Source organism: Lyngbya sp. CCAP 1446/10 (assembly GCF_026130175.1).
Taxonomy (GTDB): domain Bacteria; phylum Cyanobacteriota; class Cyanobacteriia; order Cyanobacteriales; family Microcoleaceae; genus Microcoleus.
Map to the genome: position 1 here is coordinate 19,303 of NZ_JAIGNI010000007.1, position 20,531 is coordinate 39,833.

The 20,531-nt window shown below is 45.7% G+C and carries 24 protein-coding genes and 1 tRNA gene; 15 read left to right on the forward strand and 10 right to left on the reverse strand.

The window, feature by feature from the left end; translation table 11 throughout:
* Positions 1-28: 28 nt before the first annotated feature.
* From K4039_RS05155 to cpeB, 3 genes are all read right to left on the reverse strand, one after another.
* Complete coding sequence (locus K4039_RS05155; RefSeq protein ID WP_265234060.1) at positions 29-1,309, reverse strand: HEAT repeat domain-containing protein; 1,281 nt, start codon at positions 1,307-1,309, stop codon at positions 29-31.
* A gap of 262 nt (positions 1,310-1,571) precedes the next feature.
* Positions 1,572-2,066 (reverse strand): bleomycin hydrolase, encoded by a 495-nt coding sequence (locus K4039_RS05160; RefSeq protein WP_265234061.1) that lies wholly within the window; start codon positions 2,064-2,066, stop codon positions 1,572-1,574.
* A 76-nt stretch (positions 2,067-2,142) separates the two neighbouring features.
* Positions 2,143-2,697, reverse strand: coding sequence for a C-phycoerythrin subunit beta (gene cpeB / locus K4039_RS05165; RefSeq protein ID WP_265234062.1), 555 nt, complete (start codon positions 2,695-2,697; stop codon positions 2,143-2,145).
* Between the two features lie 299 nt (positions 2,698-2,996).
* On the opposite strand from cpeB, the gene K4039_RS05170 reads away from it, so the two are divergent.
* The 7 genes from K4039_RS05170 (at position 2,997) to K4039_RS05200 (ending at position 8,447) form a co-directional block, all read left to right on the forward strand.
* Positions 2,997-3,956 carry a GNAT family N-acetyltransferase gene (locus tag K4039_RS05170; RefSeq protein ID WP_265234063.1) on the forward strand — a complete coding sequence of 320 codons (960 nt, stop codon included), beginning with the start codon at positions 2,997-2,999 and terminating at the stop codon, positions 3,954-3,956.
* A 393-nt stretch (positions 3,957-4,349) separates the two neighbouring features.
* Positions 4,350-4,550: a radical SAM protein gene (locus K4039_RS05175; RefSeq protein ID WP_265234064.1), complete on the forward strand. Its 201-nt coding sequence runs from the start codon at positions 4,350-4,352 to the stop codon at positions 4,548-4,550.
* A 130-nt stretch (positions 4,551-4,680) separates the two neighbouring features.
* The gene (locus K4039_RS05180; protein ID WP_265234065.1) at positions 4,681-4,881 is read left to right on the forward strand and encodes a hypothetical protein; all 201 of its coding nucleotides are present in this window, start codon (positions 4,681-4,683) and stop codon (positions 4,879-4,881) included.
* A gap of 375 nt (positions 4,882-5,256) precedes the next feature.
* Positions 5,257-5,326: transfer RNA gene (locus K4039_RS05185), tRNA-OTHER, on the forward strand.
* A 644-nt stretch (positions 5,327-5,970) separates the two neighbouring features.
* Positions 5,971-6,435, forward strand: coding sequence for a hypothetical protein (locus K4039_RS05190; protein WP_265234066.1), 465 nt, complete (start codon positions 5,971-5,973; stop codon positions 6,433-6,435).
* A gap of 210 nt (positions 6,436-6,645) precedes the next feature.
* Positions 6,646-8,079 carry a hypothetical protein gene (locus K4039_RS05195; RefSeq protein ID WP_265234067.1) on the forward strand — a complete coding sequence of 478 codons (1,434 nt, stop codon included), beginning with the start codon at positions 6,646-6,648 and terminating at the stop codon, positions 8,077-8,079.
* Between the two features lie 59 nt (positions 8,080-8,138).
* The gene (locus tag K4039_RS05200; protein WP_265234068.1) at positions 8,139-8,447 is read left to right on the forward strand and encodes a type II toxin-antitoxin system Phd/YefM family antitoxin; all 309 of its coding nucleotides are present in this window, start codon (positions 8,139-8,141) and stop codon (positions 8,445-8,447) included.
* Positions 8,448-8,571: 124 nt separating this feature from the next.
* Here K4039_RS05200 and K4039_RS05205 read toward each other — a convergent pair whose 3' ends face one another.
* On the reverse strand, positions 8,572-8,883 hold the full coding sequence (locus K4039_RS05205; protein WP_265234069.1) for a DUF433 domain-containing protein: 312 nt from the start codon (positions 8,881-8,883) through the stop codon (positions 8,572-8,574).
* 316 nt (positions 8,884-9,199) lie between these two features.
* Between K4039_RS05205 and K4039_RS05210 the strand changes: the two genes are divergently transcribed.
* Positions 9,200-9,541: a hypothetical protein gene (locus tag K4039_RS05210; protein WP_265234070.1), complete on the forward strand. Its 342-nt coding sequence runs from the start codon at positions 9,200-9,202 to the stop codon at positions 9,539-9,541.
* A 187-nt stretch (positions 9,542-9,728) separates the two neighbouring features.
* Here the strand turns inward: K4039_RS05210 and K4039_RS05215 are convergent, their stop codons facing one another.
* Positions 9,729-10,121, reverse strand: coding sequence for a DUF4189 domain-containing protein (locus K4039_RS05215; RefSeq protein ID WP_265234071.1), 393 nt, complete (start codon positions 10,119-10,121; stop codon positions 9,729-9,731).
* 153 nt (positions 10,122-10,274) lie between these two features.
* On the opposite strand from K4039_RS05215, the gene K4039_RS05220 reads away from it, so the two are divergent.
* The 6 genes from K4039_RS05220 (at position 10,275) to K4039_RS05245 (ending at position 14,269) form a co-directional block, all read left to right on the forward strand.
* The gene (locus tag K4039_RS05220; RefSeq protein WP_265234072.1) at positions 10,275-11,102 is read left to right on the forward strand and encodes a hypothetical protein; all 828 of its coding nucleotides are present in this window, start codon (positions 10,275-10,277) and stop codon (positions 11,100-11,102) included.
* A 177-nt stretch (positions 11,103-11,279) separates the two neighbouring features.
* Positions 11,280-11,918, forward strand: coding sequence for a ThiF family adenylyltransferase (locus tag K4039_RS05225; RefSeq protein ID WP_265234073.1), 639 nt, complete (start codon positions 11,280-11,282; stop codon positions 11,916-11,918).
* 130 nt (positions 11,919-12,048) lie between these two features.
* Positions 12,049-12,492 carry a peptidoglycan-binding protein gene (locus tag K4039_RS05230; RefSeq protein WP_265234074.1) on the forward strand — a complete coding sequence of 148 codons (444 nt, stop codon included), beginning with the start codon at positions 12,049-12,051 and terminating at the stop codon, positions 12,490-12,492.
* 143 nt (positions 12,493-12,635) lie between these two features.
* Entirely contained in the window at positions 12,636-13,202 is a 567-nt protein-coding gene (locus K4039_RS05235; protein ID WP_265234075.1) for a DUF924 family protein, read from the forward strand.
* Positions 13,203-13,229: 27 nt separating this feature from the next.
* Positions 13,230-13,802, forward strand: coding sequence for a hypothetical protein (locus K4039_RS05240; protein WP_265234076.1), 573 nt, complete (start codon positions 13,230-13,232; stop codon positions 13,800-13,802).
* An 11-nt stretch (positions 13,803-13,813) separates the two neighbouring features.
* Complete coding sequence (locus tag K4039_RS05245; RefSeq protein WP_265234077.1) at positions 13,814-14,269, forward strand: DUF6575 domain-containing protein; 456 nt, start codon at positions 13,814-13,816, stop codon at positions 14,267-14,269.
* 64 nt (positions 14,270-14,333) lie between these two features.
* Here K4039_RS05245 and K4039_RS05250 read toward each other — a convergent pair whose 3' ends face one another.
* From K4039_RS05250 to K4039_RS05260, 3 genes are all read right to left on the reverse strand, one after another.
* Positions 14,334-15,689: a PQQ-dependent sugar dehydrogenase gene (locus K4039_RS05250; protein WP_321161545.1), complete on the reverse strand. Its 1,356-nt coding sequence runs from the start codon at positions 15,687-15,689 to the stop codon at positions 14,334-14,336.
* 97 nt (positions 15,690-15,786) lie between these two features.
* On the reverse strand, positions 15,787-16,284 hold the full coding sequence (locus K4039_RS05255) for an autotransporter (RefSeq protein ID WP_265234078.1): 498 nt from the start codon (positions 16,282-16,284) through the stop codon (positions 15,787-15,789).
* Between the two features lie 101 nt (positions 16,285-16,385).
* Positions 16,386-16,799, reverse strand: a complete 414-nt coding sequence (locus K4039_RS05260; RefSeq protein ID WP_265234079.1) for a hypothetical protein — start codon at positions 16,797-16,799, stop codon at positions 16,386-16,388.
* A 125-nt stretch (positions 16,800-16,924) separates the two neighbouring features.
* Here K4039_RS05260 and K4039_RS05265 point away from each other — a divergent pair, with 125 nt between their 5' ends.
* On the forward strand, positions 16,925-17,557 hold the full coding sequence (locus K4039_RS05265) for a L,D-transpeptidase (RefSeq protein ID WP_265234080.1): 633 nt from the start codon (positions 16,925-16,927) through the stop codon (positions 17,555-17,557).
* Positions 17,558-17,697: 140 nt separating this feature from the next.
* Here K4039_RS05265 and K4039_RS05270 read toward each other — a convergent pair whose 3' ends face one another.
* Positions 17,698-19,566, reverse strand: coding sequence for a tetratricopeptide repeat protein (locus K4039_RS05270; RefSeq protein ID WP_265234081.1), 1,869 nt, complete (start codon positions 19,564-19,566; stop codon positions 17,698-17,700).
* 65 nt (positions 19,567-19,631) lie between these two features.
* Positions 19,632-20,525, reverse strand: coding sequence for a Uma2 family endonuclease (locus tag K4039_RS05275; protein WP_265234082.1), 894 nt, complete (start codon positions 20,523-20,525; stop codon positions 19,632-19,634).
* Between the last annotated feature and the right edge of the window lie 6 nt (positions 20,526-20,531).

A 20,531-nucleotide genomic window follows, 5' to 3' on the forward strand; every position in this document is an offset into this window, starting at 1 on the left:
AGAAGGAAGAAGGCTTTAATTAAGATAATTAGGATTTTACTGAATTATGAGCTTCTATTTTAGCTTGCACTAACCAATCTCGATTGGTCGTATCGGCTTGATAACCACTGATATCGCCTAGTTTTTCCAGGGCAATTAATGTAGCATACTGCAAATCCCAGATTTTTGTTTCCAAACAGGCTTGCAATTTTGGAATAGCACGCTCTTCTCCGAGTTCCCCTAGGGCGATCGCAGCCGCTGCACGGGATTTTTGAAACTGGGGCTGGGGGTTATTCAAAGCTTCCAATAACAAATCGTAGGCTGGAGAGTGTTTGAGCCAACCAAACAATTTTACTACATGAAAATGCGCTCCATAGTCATTATTTGCTTCTTCAGCAAAGGTGGCAAAAAGTGCAGCGGGTGCATCCTCTGAGTAATTTTCCAGAATCATTTTGCTGGCTAAATAGCAACGCCCAAAATCTGTTTCGTATAATTCGTGAATCAGAAATGGTAAATCTGGTAATTTTTCATAACTGTGGACTAAATCCAAATCACCTGGTTTATCTCGTAAGGTTTGCTCTAAGTAAGGTTGAATGGTGGCAAAGCTAAGGGATTTGTCAGCGATTCCGGCTGCTGCTAACATCCGAATTCCCCTCAGCCGAAAGACTAAAGATACGGGACATCGGGCAATATTGGGAATTGCATCGTAGTAACGGGCATCAATCAAATCCTGAATAGATAATCTGCGCCCTAGGACATTTTTGTGTTGTAGCATGGCGACAACTTGTCCCATTTTAGAAAAGTCTCTGGTTAGGCGACAAATTGCGGCGATCGCAGCACTAGCAGTGGGTGGATCAACATCATCGACAAATTTGCGAATTCTTTCTAAACCTGGCTGATAATCCAATTTAGTCAGGGTGTGGATAATTACCCGGTAAGTTTGCCCTGGTTTGTCCAGCAGTTGAGCAACTTCTTCTAAAATATCGCAGTCTTGAGTGCCTATTTCGCCGATCGCCCAAACAGCATTTTCCACGGTGTAGCAGTCATCATCGCTCAAACAGGTGCGAATCACCGGCAATGCTTGGACAGCTTGGAGTCTTCCCAAAGTTTCCACCGACTTGCGGCGCACAATGCGGTTGTCTAGGGCTGGATCGGTTTGTTGTACTGCTCGCATCAGTGCTGCGATCGATCGATCTGTGGCAAAATTTATCAAATGGGAAGCGGCTATGTAGCGGGAATCCTCTTCGCCAATTTCAGCTTGGGGCGTATCTAAAATGGCGATCGCCTGGTCTTCTGTTAAATTAAAAAAACTAAAAAAGCGTTTATCCATAGAGTGGGGAGGGGGAGATGGGGAGAAGAGGAGAGGGGGACGGGGAGAAGAGGAGAGTGAGCTACCGATGCCCGATGCCCGATGCCCGATGCCCGATGCCCGATGCCCGATAGAAATTAGGATATGTCTATTTAAACAAAATAACAAGCCCAGGAATTCTTTACCCTTACTTCACCGAAATCGGTAAAGCAACGAGCCAAGAGTTCCTAGACTTGTCGGGGTAAAAACTACCCAGTCACGACATTACAAACCTGTCAATTAATTAGGACAGGGAGTTGATGGCGTAGTCAAGAAGAGCATTGTACTCAGTCAAAGCTTGAGCAGACATATCGCGAGGAGTGCAACCGCGGTTACGAGCAAAGCTTAATGCTTCAACGTAAGGAGCAGTAGGCAAGCTCAAAGCGCGATAGACTTCGCGTTGACCAGCAATACCCCATTCATCAAGAGGGCCTGTGCCGCCAACTACCAAGCAGTATTGGATCAAGCGCAAGTAGTGCTTGATGTCACGATGGCATTTTGCTTTGAAAGTATCGGTGGAGTTAGCTTGACCGGCTTCGTTCAAGTAAGGATACTTTTTGATGCAAGCATCATAAGCTTCTTTAGCAACTGCATCCAGGTTGTTGCCTAATTTTTCTGCGGCTTCTAAACGAGCAGCAGAGCGTTGGATAGAACCTTGAACTGATTCTAAATCTGAGGTGCTAGGGAAGCGTCCTGCTGCATCAGCAGAAGCAATCGCGGTGGTGAGAACTGATTTCATTTCCTAAATCTCCTAAACTGATTTTGACTGTGAGCGTAGTTTCTATTTGGCTGAGCGAATTGCGATTAGCAATAAACTAGCTCAGGGCAGAAATGATGCGATCGAAGTAGCTGGAAGCTTCAGCAACCAAGCTAGCGCAACGATCTTCAACTACGATTGTTCCCATTTTCCGCAACTTAGCACCAGCAAATTTTTCGCTGGGGTTGTCTTGGATGTGAGCAGCGGCTTGAGCCTTCATGATTTGAACAGCACGCACGGTGGAGGTGGTGGGCACGCCCAAAGCTGCGTAGGTTTCTTTCAAGCCATTCAAGCAACGGTCATCAAGAACGGAAGCATCACCAGCCAAAATAGCGTAGGTGACATAGCGCAAAATGATTTCTGCATCGCGCAAGCAAGCAGCCATGCGACGGTTAGGGTAGCAGTTGCCACCGGCTTGAATCAAGCCTTGGTTTTCGCAGATCATACCGGCAACAGCGTCAGAAACCATGCAGCTAGCGTTGCTGGCGATCGCGTTGACAGCATCCAAGCGTCGGTTGCCGCTGGCAACGAAAGCTCTGAGGGCAGCAATATCACCAACGGTGGAGGTGCTGGCATCGGCTGAAACTACAGCTCTTGAAAAAGCGTCAAGCATTGAGTTCTCCTTAACTTAGACGAAAAATTATTTCTTATCTTTAGTTGGTCAACTTGGTGACTAACTTGATGTTTTTGAATATATCTCTGGGGTGATTCCTTCGTCTCATTCCTGAGAAACAAAGTAACAATTTGTTACTTTTGTCGCTAAAACTACATTTTCCTTTTCAAGAACAGGCAAGATGCCTGTTCCACAAGACATCAAGTTGCTTGTGGGGTGGGCAAAAGAGCCCGCCCTTGAAAAATTTGTGGGCAATGGTGCAAGATGTGATTTAAACTCACATCCTGAGCTGACAAGCTATGTTAAGTGTATCGAGCAGACCCTATGCCGGCGAAAGCGATTTAAATGCGATCGCGCATTTAATGAATACTTGCGAAGAAGTCGATCGGCTCGATGAAGGCACTTCCATCTCGGAATTAGGACAAAAATTTAGCGAACCTTCCCGATATTTAGCGCGCGATATCTGCCTTTGGGAAGATGCGGGCGGAAAATTAATCGGTTTTGCTTTGTTGTCGATTTCGGAACCAGGGGAAGTCACCGATGGCTGGCTGTGGTTTCGCGTCGATCCCGATGCGCGCTGCGGGGATGTGGAAGCGGCGGCAGTGGTTTGGGGCGAAACGCGAATGCGCGAGGTGGGATCATTGCGGGGTGCGCCAGTGAAGCTGCGATCCTGGGTTAACGCGGTAGATGCCGATCGCATTTCTGTGCTGGAAAGTTGCGGTTTTAGGGTCGATCGCTATTTTTGCCGCATGGCGCGATCGCTTTCTGAACCGATCGCAGAACCCCAATGCCCAGAAGGTTTTACGCTGCGTCTATTCCCCGGCGAACAGGATTCGGAAGCTTGGGTAGAAATGTTCAACCAATCGTTTATCGACCACTGGAATCACCACGATTTAACAGTCGAGAAATTCAAATACGATTTAGCCCAACCCAGTTACAGAAAGGATTTAGACTTAATTGCTGTTGCTGCTGACGGGACTTTTGCAGCTTTTTGCTACGCCGAAATTAGCCCGGAAGAGTGCGATCGCACTGGACGAAACGAAGGCTGGATTATGTCTCTGGGCACCCGGCGCGGCTTCCGCAAAATTGGCTTGGGACGAGCTATGTTGCTGGCTGGTTTGCATCGGCTGAAAGCTGCCGGTGTCGAGACTGCTATTATCGGTGTCGATACTGAAAATCCCTGGGGTGCGATGGGGCTTTACGAGTCTGTTGGTTTCCACAATATCCGCGATAGCATTTCCTATGTTAAAGATGTTTGAGCTATTTGGGTGCAGGGTTGAAGAAACCCGGTTTCTTGGTGTATGCCTCGTCGCCAAACAATATTGCTCGTAGAAACCCGGTTTCTGGGCCCGATTGCACAGTTGGCGATCGCACTTCAACTCAAAAAACCAGGTTTTTTAGTGCATTTACGAGTTATAACACAATATTTTCCTCAAAAACCCCGTTTCTACAACCTCTGTAAGTTTTATCTAAAAAACTTTTCCTACCCCCTTGACACCTTTGTAGTATAACTGTAGTATAAAAGTATGGAAAGCGCAGGAGAGCCAAAAACCTGTATTTTCCGTACCAAATCTGAACCTTGACAACTAAATAGCGATCGAGATTTCAAGGAACATCAAATTTGAAAGTCTTGCAATACAGACTTGATTGTCATGTTGTTACTTTTCACGAGACTGTTCAGTTACAGACTGACTCGATCTGAGTCAGATATTGTACCAAGTCAACCGAATTTCAACGAATTTCAGGCGGATGCAGAACAGAACAATTGCGATCGAGTGCGATCGGCAAACAAGACTGAGGAAATCCGCCATATCCAACAAGCTTACCATTTAGAACGGCGTTTGTTTATGTAAAAATTGTCGTATTAGCGCAGATGCTAACCCTCGCATTTTTTACCGACTAACGCCCTGACTAAACAGCAGATAAGCTACTAATCCAAAATCCAAAATATCAAATATAAAATTGCTTAAGGAGGTAACAGTTATGGTTCACATTCGTTTTGAAGGACGTTCCTATGATGTGGCAGAAAACCAACTGGGTATCACGGCAGGAATGAGCGACAAGGCAATTGGGGAACGTCTAGCAAATCATTTTGATGTCAAGAGCGATCGTTTCGAGTCTTACGTGCTGGATCGTCGTCCCAGCGGTGATTTAATTGTCCGCCCAGAAGCCGTTTACGGCTAGGAATCAACTTTTATTCCGCGCCCTAATTCGAGAAGCCTACACACATTAGGGTTCTAGTTCTGAAAAGATTGCGGGTTCAAGTCCCGCTAAAGGCTTCGGCTTTTATGGTGAAATGGTAAACACGCTAGAAATTGTCAACAGCTTTTCAAACTTGCGCGGTATAAAAAATCATCAATTGTCGGAGGCGCACCCTAACTAAAGAAGCTTACAAACTGGAAACGTTCGACTTAAAATCGAATCGTAGGTTCGATTCCTACTCGCCGCGAGGCGTAAAAAACAAAGCTTCTCTGACTTGTGCGCCGCCTCTTATACCTGAACTTTTTAGATCGATAAAGCGGTTGAAAGTTCCACTTCGTGCCCTAACAAAAGAAGCTTACATACTAGCTCTTGGTAGAGCATTTCTATTTAAAGAAAAGGTCGCGGGTTCAACTCCTGCATATGTGCAAACGGCTTTCTTAACTTGCGCGATGTGACTTTTACTGGTCTAATATTTTGATTTTAATTCTGTTTTTTGTTGCATCAGTTAACAGACGCAATTGGTCGTCTTTGCCAGAATATCCGCTCTTTTATTTTCAGTTCTGCGACCCAATATGTGAAGCGCATACACACAATTTAACCGATTAGTCACAGGTTCAAATCCTGTCAGTCCCGTTTAAGGGGCTGTAGCTCAGGGGTAGAGCAATCGGACTGTCAAAACGCTTTTCTAACTTGCGCGGAACCTCTATTTTTTTTAAGAACTGAAGTCCTTAATACAAACGAAATTACTTCAGTCTTAACTGCGATCGACATTAATTTTATCACTTCGCGCCCTAACTGATGAAGCTTACACACTTTCCTAACTATAAGGGCCCTAAGGTACCGATATTCGAGCGATCGAATTAGGGAAGCATTCCGAGTCTCTAGTTCTAGATGAGGTTTGCGTGTCCACTGCTAGGTAAAACTGGTAAGAACGGCTGTGCTTACAGCTTTATTAACTTGTGCGAAGTGTTTTAAATTTTAACATTTTTGGAGTATTAGTCGGCGATTGAAACCGATTATATACATACGAAGTCCGCCCCCGCGGACTAAGAAATTGATTGGGTATTAGCTATGAACAACAAACTTGCAATTTACCGATCGCCCTACGAGATAGATACCCTCCTCCACGCCTTCCAAGAATGCAGCCTGCCGCGCAGTCAATGGACGCACGAAGCCCATTTAACCGTTGCTTTATGGTATTTTCTGTTTGGCGAATCGGAATCAGAGGCGATCGATGCGATTCGCAATGGCATCAAACGTTACAACGCTGTGAATGGCATTGAAAGCACGCCAAACAGCGGGTATCACGAAACGCTAACGCTGTTTTGGGCACAAACTGTGCGCGAGTATCTGGCGGCTGAAAGTCGGAATCGCTCGATCGTACATTTGGCTAACGGTTTGATTGTCGAATATGCTGATCGCACTTTACCATTTCACCACTACACCCGCGAGCACCTGATGTCCTCGGAAGCCCGGAATAATTGGGTTGAACCGGATTTAAGGGCGATCGAAATCCCAGAATTTTCCCTGAAATAGTTTTAAAATAGCAGTTGTTGCCGCGCCCCAATCCGAAGAGCTTACATACAACCCTTACCTGGTTCTAAAAACAAAGCTCCTCAAACTTGCGCGGCGACTATTATATTTATTGCCAAGCGTGCAACAACTGCCATTCGCAGATTTTTGGATATTCCTAATAATTGAAAATCCAAAATCGCAAATCCAAAATTACAACTGGAGGCAGCACCAATGAATACAGCAGAGCGCGATTTACGTTTAGAAATGCTCAACAGTCTGCTCACCACACCTCACCGCCAACTGGAAAAGGTGACAGAAATTCACAAGTTAATTATCGAATTAGACCCGATTTTTTACGGTCATTTAGCAGTGTGGTATCAGCGTCACGGCGACGTGCGCGATCACAAGGAAGTTTTTGCCGGAAATTTGCTGACTTCGGCGCTGACAGAGCACCGAGATGCCGGGTTTATGATGTTGCAAGAGTTCCCGCCCTACGAGGTTTCGCGGATTGTGGACTTTATGAAGCAGCACCAAAATAAGGTTCCACGCAGCGCGCGCACTGCTGTCACTCGCTATCTGCGATCGCGCGAAAAGAATGCTCAGTTTTTCGATCGCGCCGCCCTACGCAACCGCAAGGCGATGAAGCACTTGTACGCCACTTTACACGTCAAGCCGAGCGATCGAGCTAATGCTATTCTGTTTAAGGACAATCCGCCAGAAGACTCGCTGGCATTCGTCTTGAAGCAGTTAGCGAAGGCTGCGACTCCTGCGGAACAGGCGAATTTGATTGTTGAGTACAAGATTCCCTATACGATCGCAGTTGGTGCGATCAAAATGCTCACGCCAACGGTGTTAGCAGCGCTGATTAACTCGATGTCGCCGCAGGAAGTGATCAACAACCTGAAATCAATTCAGTCTCGCGGCGCGATGGAGCACCCGGAAGTCAAGCAGTTGATTGATTCTAAGTTGGATGAAGCCGCCAAGTGCGATCGGGTTTCTGCTTACAAAGCTAGTGTGGCGGGCGCGGGCGCGAACTTCGACGCAGCCACGGCGGCGAAGCTGGAAGCGGTGACAAACGAACAGGTAAAGAAGCGTGGCAAGATTGTCAAAGCCACCGGTTTGTTGATTGACAAGTCGGGAAGTATGGAAAGTGCGATCGAAGTTGGGAAGCGTCTAGCTGCTTTGATATCGGGCATTTCCGAGGCTGCACTGTTCGTTTATGCCTTTGACACGATGCCGTATCCAGTGCAAGCAAACGGCAGCGAATTGACCGATTGGGAGCGCGCATTCCAGCACATTAACGCAGGCGGCGGCACTAGCTGCGGTTGCGCGGTGGAAGCAATGCGGATTAAGAAGCAAGTGGTTGAGCAGTTCATTATGGTAACAGATGAAGGCGAAAATTCTGCACCTTATTTTGCTGATGCTTATCAGAATTACTGCCGCAGTTTGGGGGTAATTCCTGATGTGGTGATTGTGCGAGTTGGCGCTTACTGCGATTATGTTGAGAACCAATTGAAGGACAAGCAAGTGTCAGTGGAAACGTTTACCTTTGCGGGTGATTATTACTCGCTGCCGAACTTGGTGCCGATGTTGTCTCGCCCTTCGCGGCTGGAGTTGTTGATGGAAATTCTGGATATGGCTTTGCCGGTCAGGGATGACAAGTGATAGAATGGGATTGCCCGTCAGTTATGCTGGTGAGCAATCCTCATATTTTTTATTCTGGTATGTCAACTGAGGTTACATCCGCTGAGGCTCAAGAAAATTTTGATTTACTTTGCGATCGTGCTGTTGAAACTGGGGAATTAATTGTGATAACCAGACATAACGGCAAAAATGCAGTTTTGATTTCTGAGGCAGAATTAGAAAGTTTGCTAGAAACGCTTTACTTACTGCGTTCTCCTGCTAATGCAACTCGCTTGTTAACGGCACTGAAACGAGCTAAATCAAGAGTCACTCAACCTCAGGCGCTTGATGAAATTTGTACAAAATTTGGGCTTGATGAAGATGCCGATGGACTCGATCCGTCAGACTAAGTTATGCTAGAGGGAATGCGTCAACATCATCGACATTTGGCAGAAACAGAATCGCAGAATTTTCGGAGTGCAGTGTGAGTTCGCCAGTGTTCGCGATATAATTCCAATCTAACCGTATTTGATATTACTCCCAAACATCTCCCTCAGTATCCTGAAGCGGCAACTTTTTGCCTATCGTCAATTCTTCTCTAGTTTGCTCGATAATTTCCAGTAATTCTGGATTGGCGATGGATGAAACTAACTGAAAATCCGCAGCAGCCAAAGCAGCGCGCAACTTCGGCGAAGTGAGTGTAGGATATTTCTCTAACACCTGTTGTTCCGTCCATCCCGCCGCAAACAGCCCCAGCAAGAATTCTACTGACAATCGAGTTTCTGGCGGTGCGGGTTGACTTGTTGCAGTTTTTGGGTTGGGATGAATGAGCTTTCGCCAGTCCATTGTTTTACTTAAACGATTTGGGAAGATTCCACTGATCATACTACATTTGGACACAGTATAAATACGTGGATCGTTGATTGACTCTGTAAATTGATACCGCAGATTATTTCCCGATTTTGCGATTAAATTGTTATTACGATCGCACTATGGCACTTTCTTATAGACTAGAGTAGTAGGGTGGCAACAGGGCGATCGCCCTTTTTGATTTTGTCCGTTTCAATACCAAATCGCGTTAGCGAAGCCCTCCAAGAGGATCGCACGCTTATCTCAACCCACTGTGCAACCCACAGTACCACTACTTTAACTTCTTAAAACTATGGGAAAAAAGTCTAAAGCCAAAAAATCCCAGGTCAAAAAATCCACTTTGCTCTGCCAGCGACTGCAAGAAGCTCTCGATCGAGGCTGTAAAGTTTGGGTTAAAACAAATAATAGCAGTTTCGGCGGCATCCCGATTAACTTGTACGGGGAGTTTGCCGAACTTTTGGTAATAGTTCCCCCTAACGAACACGGGGAAAATATCGATGCTTACGGACAAGTTACGTGGTTGATTCGACTCTCTGATATTATTGCACTTGCTTATCCTACTGAATACTGGTCTAAAGATAGATTAGAAAGTTTGCTGCCACCTGATGCAGTTACTTCGGAAGTAGGAGATTAACTAGGTAAGGTGCTTGTGGTGCAGCCTACTGGTTTGTAGTGAGGACTTTATTCCTTACAATCTGAGGACTAAAGTCTTCACTACAAACCGTTTTCGCCTCGGAAATGAACGGACATAATATGGTTATTTTCTCGGCTATTTTACAAGCGAAAATATACACCGCTCAAACCGATTTCGATCGGTTCAATTAATTGTTGCAAGCTGAAAGTTCTATTTTGCAGTTGCCTCCTTCCAGTTCACTGCAAGCAGCGAGAGCTTGAGCTTCTGCTGCTGCTTTATCATCGCCCCAGCCTGCACCTGCTCCTCCCTTCCCTACTGATATCGCTCCACAATTATTCGTATTAGATGTCAGAGCTACACAATCGTTAGCCCCGCCACTTTGTTGATTGCAGGCAGTTACTGCTGCATCTAGTGCTTCTTTTTCTGTAGCATGATCCCAACTAATACCCGTGGCGTCAGAAGTCGGAGAATAAGCAGTAGCTCCATGAGTGTTCTGAGCATGAGCAACCTGGGCCAATGCTAAGATAGGAATTGTCAAAGCTGTCACAATAACTAACTTAGAAAAGAGTTTTTTCAGCATATTTACTTGATATCTCTACAAGGTTAAATTTGGAGGCTCGATAAATATTATCCTATAATATTTATTGATGTCAAGATTTTTGGTAAATGTTTATAATCGCTTAAGTTAAGAGCAGGTTATGTAAAAATAAGTAAAATTACGGAGGTCAATTCAGTGGCAGATATCCGCAAAATCCTCAGCCAACTCGCGGCGCAAGAAGGGCAACTGCTCGATACGCAATTCCTGGCTCCCTGCGTGCGGGGGGGAAGGGTGCGGATAAGGATAAGTGGGATGACTTATCTGTTTCAACCGCAGCCGCAAAATTTTGAAGGATGGGCTATTTTTAAGCCTGTAAATGAGAAAATTGCTGCTGTAATTGAGGAGCCTATTTTGCCGCAAGTGGCAGAGTATTTGCAACTACTCATGCCGATTCGCTTGCATTTGGCTTGCGTGCTGCAAGGGCAAACTTGGCTGGGTTATCCTGTTAATGAATCTGATGCTAAACAGCGCACTGGTTTTGCTAAACCCGTGCCAGTACATTTAGTAACTAAAGGCTCGCAGTTCGAGCCGATTCTGGCGCGGTGGGACGGTGATTGTTTGTGGTTTGAAGAAATTGACAGGCGCGCCGATCCGCTGCTTGCTGAGCAGTTGAGAAGAGCTTTGAAAAAATTGATTTTACCTGAAGAAGTTTGCTTTAAAGGGATGACGCCGGAAATGCGAACTGTTTACGAATTGGTCTCCCGAAATATTAAACATTTAGACCCGAATGTGCAGGCAGAACAGCGCTTGCAGCGGGCTTTGAAGATGGGCGGCGGGGAATTGCGGGATTTTTGCGATCGCAAAAATTACTGGCTGGTTGAATGGACTAGCGGCAGTGGAGAACATCATAGTTCTGCGATCGCCAAAAATGACTTAACAGTAATGAGTGCTGGCATTTGTCTCAGTGGCTTGGACAAAGATTTCGACTTGCAGTCATTAGTCGGAGTCGTCGAAAATCGATAATGGGAATGGGGAATTGGGCGAAGCGAAGCGGAGGGATGGGGCATCGGGGAATATCTAATAGTTGTCAGTTGTCAGTTGTTAGTTGTTAGTTGATCCTGGTTTTTATAATCAAGAAATAACCAATGCCCAATGCCCAATGCCCAATGCCCCATGCCCCATGCCCCATTCGCAATTACCATGAGTATATTTTTTCACGAACAACTTTACAGAAATTCCTCAGTGATGTCGCTGATCAAAAATTTCCCGGTAACGGTATGCGGCGCGGGCGCTTTGGGTGCGAATATTGTAGAGAGTCTGGCGCGATCGGGCTTTTGTCAGTTAAGAGTCATCGATCGCGATCGCATCGAAGAGCGCAACCTTTCCACTCAACCCTATTATCGATCGGACATCGGCGCATTCAAAGCCAAAATTCTCGCCAACAACCTCTACCGCGCCTTGGGAGTCAGCATTGACGCGCACTCAAAGGAATTGACACCCGCCAATGTCGATCGACTGCTTGCCAACAGCGCCGTTGCGATCGATACTTTTGATAACAGCATCGGGCGACAAGCAGTCAAGGATTACTGTGCCAGTACCTCCATTCCCTGCGTGCACGTCGGATTAGCAGCAGATTACTCCGAAATAATTTGGAACCAACACTATCGCGTTCCTTCACCGGCGAATGATGACATTTGTGATTACCCGCTGGCAAGAAACTTGGTAATCCTGACGGTTGCTATTGCCTGCGAAGTAATTGTTACCTTTGCTGCTACCCAAGAGCAACAAAATTTAACTTGCACGATCAAAGATTTTGCAGTAAAGCCACTTCTATTGTAGAATGTCGATTGACTGTTGCCAGAAACCCGGTCTAGCGAGATTGGATACCTCCATCCCATAAACCCGGTTGCTCACTCTCAAACAATCGTCAAAATTTCCGAAAACGCTTGATAAAATTAACAGGGAAACTATGTCCGCAAAAGTTTGTACTGGTACTATTTCACTAGAATGCCACCCAAAACCGCCTGAGGTTAAGCATGAGGTTAAGCCTACGCATAAGCCTAAGCAGCCGACTTTTTATTATTTACTAGCAGTTCTTGGCATATTAGTGTTGACTGGCGCCAATGCAGCCAATTATTATTCAGGCGGCGAAGTTTGCCCCACTAATGATTGCCACGAACCAGAAGTTAGATTCCATAAAAGGATTTTAAAACACGGATCGAGAGGGGCAGATGTGAAGAAACTGCAAAAATTGTTGAACGCGCAGGGTGTCTGCCCAGAACCGATCGCACTTGATGGCATATTCGGCCGGACAACCCTAGATGCAGTGAAAATATTTCAGCGACAAGCCAACCTTCCTGTAGACGGAATTGTGGGAGGCAAAACTTGGGACAGACTGTTTGCTAGTTCGTAAATTTAAGCACCGGACAACAAACGCTTCTCAGTCCTCATTGCCAATCATTAATCGCTGCGGTTTGTAGTTGTGCATCAAGCACATTTTGTGCAACTACAGACACAGAAGCTGCAATCAACAATCAATCAAACACTCGATTGCTAATGAATGAAGTTTTAGATTTTTGGTTTGGTCGATCGAACTCTCCTGAGTTTGGAAAAGTCCAAAACAAGTGGTTTAAAAAAGATGCGAATTTTGATGCGGAAATACTAACGAACTTTCTCCCGCAATACGAACTAGCAGCATCCGGTCAACTCGACTCCTGGCAAGATTCTCCCGAAAACTGTTTAGCATTAATCATACTGCTCGATCAATTTCCGCGCAATATGTTTCGCGCAACACCTCAAGCATTCGCCACAGACAGCAAAGCTTTAGCCAGCGCCGAATACGCTGTTAATAATAACTTCGATCGCGAATTGCTGCAAGTACAAAAATGGTTTATGTACCTGCCTTTTGAACACAGCGAAAACTTAGAACACCAGCAAAAATCTGTGGAACTATTTCGCCAACTCAGCGGCGAACCTGACAGCGGTTCAGTCATTGATTTCGCAGTGCGCCATTTTAAAATAATCGAGCGTTTTGGGAGATTTCCTCACCGCAATCAGATTCTCGGGCGCGAAACAACTCTCGCAGAAGCAGAGTTTTTGAGACAACCGGGTTCGGGATTTTAAAACGCGATCGCCAAATTTTTAGGTTGTTTGCTATACAGACTTAAAAATACTATAGTTAACAGGAATACCCCACTGATTTTACAGCAAAAAGCACGGATTACCATTGTTATAAAAAATAGCGATTTTCTGCTAAACTTTAAAATCAAATCGGCTACTAAAATTATCAATATGTGTTTCAAACATCAAGAATATATAGATAAGCTTTCAACTCAATGCCCACCACTGGACTATGAACCTAAAGAAATGCTGGCTTTTAGATTTGTATTTAAACCCAATGATGAACGATCTATTGATAACTTTAAACCAGTGCTGATAATAACTCCGCAGCGCAACCTAAAACCAGAAACTGAAGCAACCAGATGTCAAGGTTATGCGCTATCATTATTTGATACCAGGGAAAATGCCGAAAAACGTTATTTAAAACTAACAAAAAAAAGAAAAAAACTGCGTGATTCTCTGGGGACTCACATAGCAGCAGGAGCGCTCTGCAAGACAGATGGAGTTCTCTCCAAAATAGATGATAACGGTCACTTCAGCCTACATGAATTTGCTACTGCTGATTTAGCAGCCAAATTTGTAATAACATCTTGTTTATTGTAAGGTAGAAAAATATGGAACAATTAATAGGATTTAAACTAAGTAAATTTCCTCTAACTCTCAGAAGCATAGTCCATTTAGAGTATTTCGACGGCCCCCTGCTATCGCTTTTTGAGAATGAATACGGCGATAGCTATCTTTATTCTTGGTGCGATGTAGATAATTTGTACAATCGCTGGTTGGTTTTCAGAGTTGCACAACTAACTCTCAAGCTTTACATAGAGGGACAAGTTTCATTGCACGAGTTAATTGTAAATCCTGTTGACGGATTTCTATATTCATTAGATATAGACAATGATTTACAGGTGAAAAACACTTATTTAATCCTGCCTGAAAATTTACCGGAAATCTACTTGCCCGAAACAGATTCCTATTACGAACTGTCTGATTTAAATCGAGAAACTGCGGAAGAAGATAGGTTATTAATTTTTCAGAAATTTTCCAGTGAATCTCAACTTAGCAAGGTTTGAAGCTGACTAAACAACCAGATACCGACTTCTTGAAAAAGTCGGCATCTAATCGATCGCCCAATCGTCAGCCGCGATACTGAACCCGATAAATCCGGTTATTCCCTTCCTCAGTAAACAGCAAACTCCCATCAGGTAAAACCAACAAACCAACAGGCCGCCCCCAAGTTTTCGGGCCCGACGGATCTGTGAGAAAACCAGTCAGAAAATCCTCATAATAACCTTGAGGCCGTCCAGTTGCCGCATTAAAGGGTACAAACACAATTTTATACCCAGTTCCTGCATTGCGGTTCCAACTGCCGCGAAACGCCACAAATGCCCCATTAAAAAATCTTTTAGGAAACGTTTTTCCGTCATAAAACTGAAGTCCCAAAGCCGCAGAATGCGCCTGAAACAACACATCTGGCATCAATGTTTTAGCTGCTAAATCGGGTCGATCGCTCTTGCCGTTTTTAGCGTGGCGCGGGTCGAGCAAATTCGGCTTAAAATAAGTATAAGGCCAGCCGTAAAACTCGCCTTGACGAATTCTGGTCAAGTAATCCGGCACCAAATCATCTCCCAAACCGTCGCGTTCGTTGACTGTCGTGTAGAGTTGATTGGTTTTCGGGTGAAAATCCAATCCCACCGGATTTCGCAAACCGGAAGCAAATGTTTGTTGGCTTGTGCCGTCCAAATTCATCACTTGCACAGATGCTCTCGGCAGCGGTTCGGAGTCGGCATTAGACTGGGAACCAACTGATACGAAAAGCTGGCGGTTGTTCGGGGAAGCGACAACATTTCGCGTCCAGTGTTGGTTGTAGCCACCGCCAGGTAAATCGGCAATCTTTTCACCGCTACCTGTTAATTGTTCCTGCCCTTTTGTGTAGGGAAATCGGCGGACTTCAGCGGTGTTTCCGAGGAAAAAATAGCGATCGGCAAAAGCCATGCCAAAGGGAATATTTAACCCATTTTGGGCGCTAGCAAAAGTCATGTTCACCTCAGCAACGCCGTCACCGTTGGCATCCCGCAGCAGCCTAATCCGATTTTGGCGCGTTTCTGTTACCAAAACATCCCCTGTCGGCGTTAAAGCCAGCCATCGGGGAGCGTCTAAATTGTCAGCAAAAACGTTGACGACAAAGCCAGGAGGCACTCGCAGCACTGGCGATGCGGGAATCGGTACTACTTGAGGAGGTTTTGAGGCGCTTTGGCTGGCGAAAGGTTGCGGTAAAGCAGTTGCAACAATGCGGATGGGCTGTGGCGAAAGCGGTTTGGTCGGTACAATTTGAGTTGTGCGAACATTTGTCAGCGGCGCAAGGGAGGGAATTTGCGACAGCGGACTTGGTGCGGGTACAGGAGTTGCTGTAGCATCTGTAGGTCGATCGCACGCAACCAGAGGTAACAGCAGAATTAGCAACAGGAAACGCAGGTAATACATAGCAGCCATTTCTCCACAATTGCTCGACAATTCTATGATTTTAACTGCTCCTAAACAGCGAAGCCACCGCGCGCGCGATGGCTTAATTCCGTTTATAACGGTAACTCTACCAAAGTCCTCTCACAGGAGGAGCTGGACGGGGAGCCGGAATCGGACGGGGAGCCGGAATCGGAGCGGGAACCGGACGGGGAACCGGGCGGGGAGCCGGACGAGGTGGCGGTTCAGGAGTCGGACGCGGTGCGGGGGTGGCAGGACGAACAACGGTTGTAGAGACCACTTTATAATTGGGGATCACGGTGAGATTTTCCACCTGATCTCCCGATACCGTCGCTCTGACTTTCATTCCCGGTACGAGAGACGTAATTCTCAGGACGCATCTTTGAATCCTGAGAGTCCTGTACGGCCCGCTTTCTGGGCGAATTGTTACTATGTCGCCGACAATATTTTTGACAAAACCCGTAAAAATTTGAGCGTTTGCTGTTGTGGTGGTCTGTGTTTGGGCTATTTCAATTGCAGGGTTAGCCATCGCAGGATGCACTGAGACCGCCGAAATGAGCACCGACAGGGTTGCACCTGTCAATAATTTGATGTTCTGAAGACGCATTGAAACCTCACATTAACTGCCTTTGAGGGTCGGGCTTGCTTTCGCTACGCGAAAATCCCAACCTTTAAACCTAATCCAGTTTAATCCCCGGAGTAGTAAATTTATGACAATCTCAAAAAAAGATTATCGAACAAGTTTTGAAAGACTGAATTATACATGAAAAGTTCCCCATTTACAACAAGTTCAGCGCTTGGCATCTCTTGAGTGTAGGCATGATATATTGAGTTTGTTCGATCGACCGTTGCAGTTTTTTTGCGCCCACCTAACTGTTGTGGCACTCGCGGGAAACTCTGCCAACAGACAGATTCTGCTTGCCCGATGCAGTAGCGCCATAGTTTCAATTCGCGATCGCCAGCCTGCCACAGTTGACAGTTGACAGTTGACAGTTGACAGTTGACAGTTGACAGTTGACTTTGGAGTGCGAAGTTTTTAGGCAGGGGATTTAAGCCCCAGCCTAAAAACAATCCACCTAAAGGTGGGGGCTTTAAATCCCCTGTGCTTTGATGAACTTTCAACTAAAAACGGCGCAATATTGACAGTCAAAAAGCCATCTCAAAACTTTTCAGATCGGGTGCGGTTGGCGGATAATTAGATAGGAACTTTGTAGGAACTGCTGATGAGGAGTTTAGCGAACAAAAAAATGGTGAACAGCAAATTTTTATTTAACAAGCTAATTGCGTTGAGTTTGAGTGCAGCGCTGCTGTCTGTTGCCCTACAGCAGCAGGCGACTGCCCAATTTGTTGCTAATTTAAGTAATAGTGCGATCGCCCAGCGCTCAAAATCCGATGTAAAATTGCCAAATCTCGGAGTTCCAGAACTGCCACCATTGGGCGAACCGTCTCAGTATATTCCCCAAGAACCAAAGGCGGCAGAAAATCCCATTGAGGAAGTACGTTTAGTGCTGAAATTGCGAGAACGTCGGGTCTATGTTTACCGCAAAAATAAGGTGCAAGCGAGTTTCCCGGTGGCGATCGGGAAACAGGGCTGGGAAACTCCCACGGGCAGCTTTAAAGTCATGCAAATGATTAAAGATCCTGCTTGGGAGCATCCTTGGACGGGAGAAATTGTACCCGCAGGGCCCGACAATCCGCTGGGTACAAGGTGGATCGGGTTTTGGACGGATGGTAAGAATGTGATCGGTTTTCACGGGACTCCGACTCTAGAGTCGATCGGGCGAGCAGCTTCTCACGGTTGTGTCAGAATGTTTGACAAAGATGCCCAGGCTTTATTTGAGAAAGTCGCAGTTGGCACGACGGTGATAGTTGAAAAGTAATTATTCGGAAACTGGGGTGCTTGAAAATATTCAGCAACAGGCAAGATGCCTGTGCCACTCTTGATGAATTTGATTATGGGGTGGGCCGGAGAACCCGCCCCCTTTCTTAGCAACAGGCAAGATGCCTGTTCCACAAAGAGTTAAATAGATTGCTGATATTTTTCCAGCAATTCTGGGATGTAATCGTAGCCATCAACACCAATTACCGGAATGATATTCGATCGACTTTTCGCCAAAGATTCTTTAAAAGCTTCAGCCCCCATTTGTCCGCGCAAAATAGTCAGCAAACCAGCCGATTGCCGCCACTCCATCGCCCCAATTTGCTCCAAAGTATACATCCCCAAACTACCAGCAAATATCGCTTGTTCTAGTTCATTCATCCTGTAATAAGCTTGAGCCAAATAAGCCAAATTCAGACCTTGCAAATACAAATCGCCCGAAAATTGGGCAGCTTGCCAACCTTTGACCAAATACTCGATCGCACCGGCGGCATTTTCCAGAGTAATTTTAGCAATTCCGAGGCTGCTAGAGCAAAAAGCTTGACTTTGCCTGTCTCCCAATTTCTCCGATAATAACAAGCCTTGCTCCAAATAGCCGATCGCACTTTCATAAACCTCCGGTTCCACCTCCTCCAACTGCCGCGCTTGAAACACCTCGCTGTAGCCCAAATTAGCCAGCGCATTTGCCTCACCTTGCCGCTCTCCCGCTTGTCGTGCCATAATTAAAGCCCGCTGACTGTAATTAATCGCTTCTTGATAATTTTTTTGAGCAACATAATTGCGGCTGATGTGATTGAGATTAGCAACTTCGCAGGCCTTATCCTCCTCCAGACGGGCAATTTCCAGCGCTTGCTTGTGCAATAAGATCGATCGCTCATAGGCCCCAGCCGCCTGCATCGAATAACCCAAAAGTGTCAAAATCCGAGCCTTAGCTTGAGTACCCTCAACACGGCGCAGAGGTTCATCTAAATAATCCAAAGTATGCCGCAGAGCTTTACCATCAAACGAAGCAAAAATCCCGCCATAAAGCGGAAAGTATTCCCGCTGAGAAAACGCGCGCAAAATTTGCAAAGTCACTTGAAAACAAGCATTTGCCAACTGCTCGCCGCTCTTAGTAGAATTATTAAATCCACTAGCTAGCTGACTCCAAATTACCGCAAAAGTAATGTAAGTAGAAATCGAAGCTTTTGTGGATACTTTAGAATCGTAAACTTGCTTATCGAACCATGTCGCCAAAGCCCGCTGTAAGCACTGCAAAATAATTGCCAACTCAACCAATGTACTTAATTCTACATTAGACTGCTTGGCTGCCAGTTCAACGATAGAATCACCCCTGGCAATAGTCTGCAAAAGAGCGTGAGGAAACGGACTATTAACCTTTTTTGCCCAAAAAGCCCAAGGCCCATTTTGTTCGGGACTACCAGCGAATCCTAGCTGCTGCGGCTGATAAATCCAGCCGACGAGTTCCGGTTCCAAGCGCTGCCAAGATTCTAAACCTTTGGCAATCCCGCTGGTGATTTGCTGCAAATCTCGCTCGGTTTCGGGATTGGTAGTTTGCAGCATTTGTTGGTGCACGGATTTGGACAACTGCTGCAATTGCTCTAAAGTCAGCGGATGTTCTTTATTGGGATCGATTATTTGCAATATTGCCAGGAGGCGGCCGTTGGATTCGGCGGTAAGGATTTGTTGGATGGAAGATGCAATTTCGCGATCGACTCGGTTATCCTTCTGCCAGCGTTCCCATTCTCCTTGGATGGTTTTTAGCGCTCTGAGGCTACGATTTGCCTTGGCTTGTTTGATTTCGTCCTTTTCATTTCTGAGCAGGTTTTCGGTGGCATCTAAGCGTTCGCCGAAACAGCGTTCAAAGATTTCGCCGGTGCCGGTGCCAATGTCTTGCACCAACATTTGATATACTTGTTCTTTAGAGCGAATTTGACCTTTGAGGGTGATTTCGACAATTTTATCGATCAGTGCTAGGTAGCGATCGCGCAATGAAGTAGATTCTGGCATAAGTTATTTTTAGTTAATAAATTTTTATTGAGACAGCAGACAGTATTTCACGCTGCTACTTCATTTTACAGTTCATCTGGATTAATGCCCATTGCTCGCAGGCGATCGGCCAATTGATTGGCTCGTTGACTTTCCGATTCAGCCCGTTGTCTTTCCGATTCGGCTCGTTGTCTTTCAAATTCAGCTCGCTGTCTTTCCGATTCAGCGCGTTGCCTTTCTGATTCAGTTTGCTGTCTTTCAATTTCAGCTTGCTGCCTTTCAAATTCGGCTCGTTGGCTTTCCAATTGAGCTCGCTGTCTTTCAAATTCTTCAGGAGTCAGAACCAAATTACCATTAAGATCATACCAGCGCAGCCACAACCTTTCATTTTGTAGAAAAGCGCCTTGCCACAAACCCAAACTTAACTGGATTTCCGGTATCCAGAATCGAGAACCTGTTAACACTTGTTCGCGGTAACGGTTGCCAATCAAGCGAAATACTCTCAGTTGATTGTTGTATTTGCTAAAAACAAAGTAATAAGGAATTTTCAAAATTCTCTCGTAAACTTGCCATTTAGTCGGCGGTTTGTTGGGTTCCGATTCTGTCAGCCCTAAATCTTCATCTTCCGTACTTGGTGATAGAAATTCCATCGCAATTAAAGGACTTACCACCTCATCCCAAATCACGTAACTTTGGCGCAAGTCTCTGTCTTGGTAAAATCTCGAAACGCCGACAACTAAATACCAATCGGGTCTTTTGTACCAATTGAGGTGGTTGGAGTCGTAGTATAGATTGAGATCGCTGGCAGAAAATACGCGATCGGCTGGATAATTAGGGGGAATGCAGCTATCGCACAAAACTTGTGCTTGCAAGCGGTGGTATTCGTCAGGCAAACCAGGCTCCTCCGGGTCTTCACTGGGTAGATCGTACATCGTCGGTAGCACTTTTGCTTGGGAAGATTGCGAATCTGGTATGTACATGGTTAT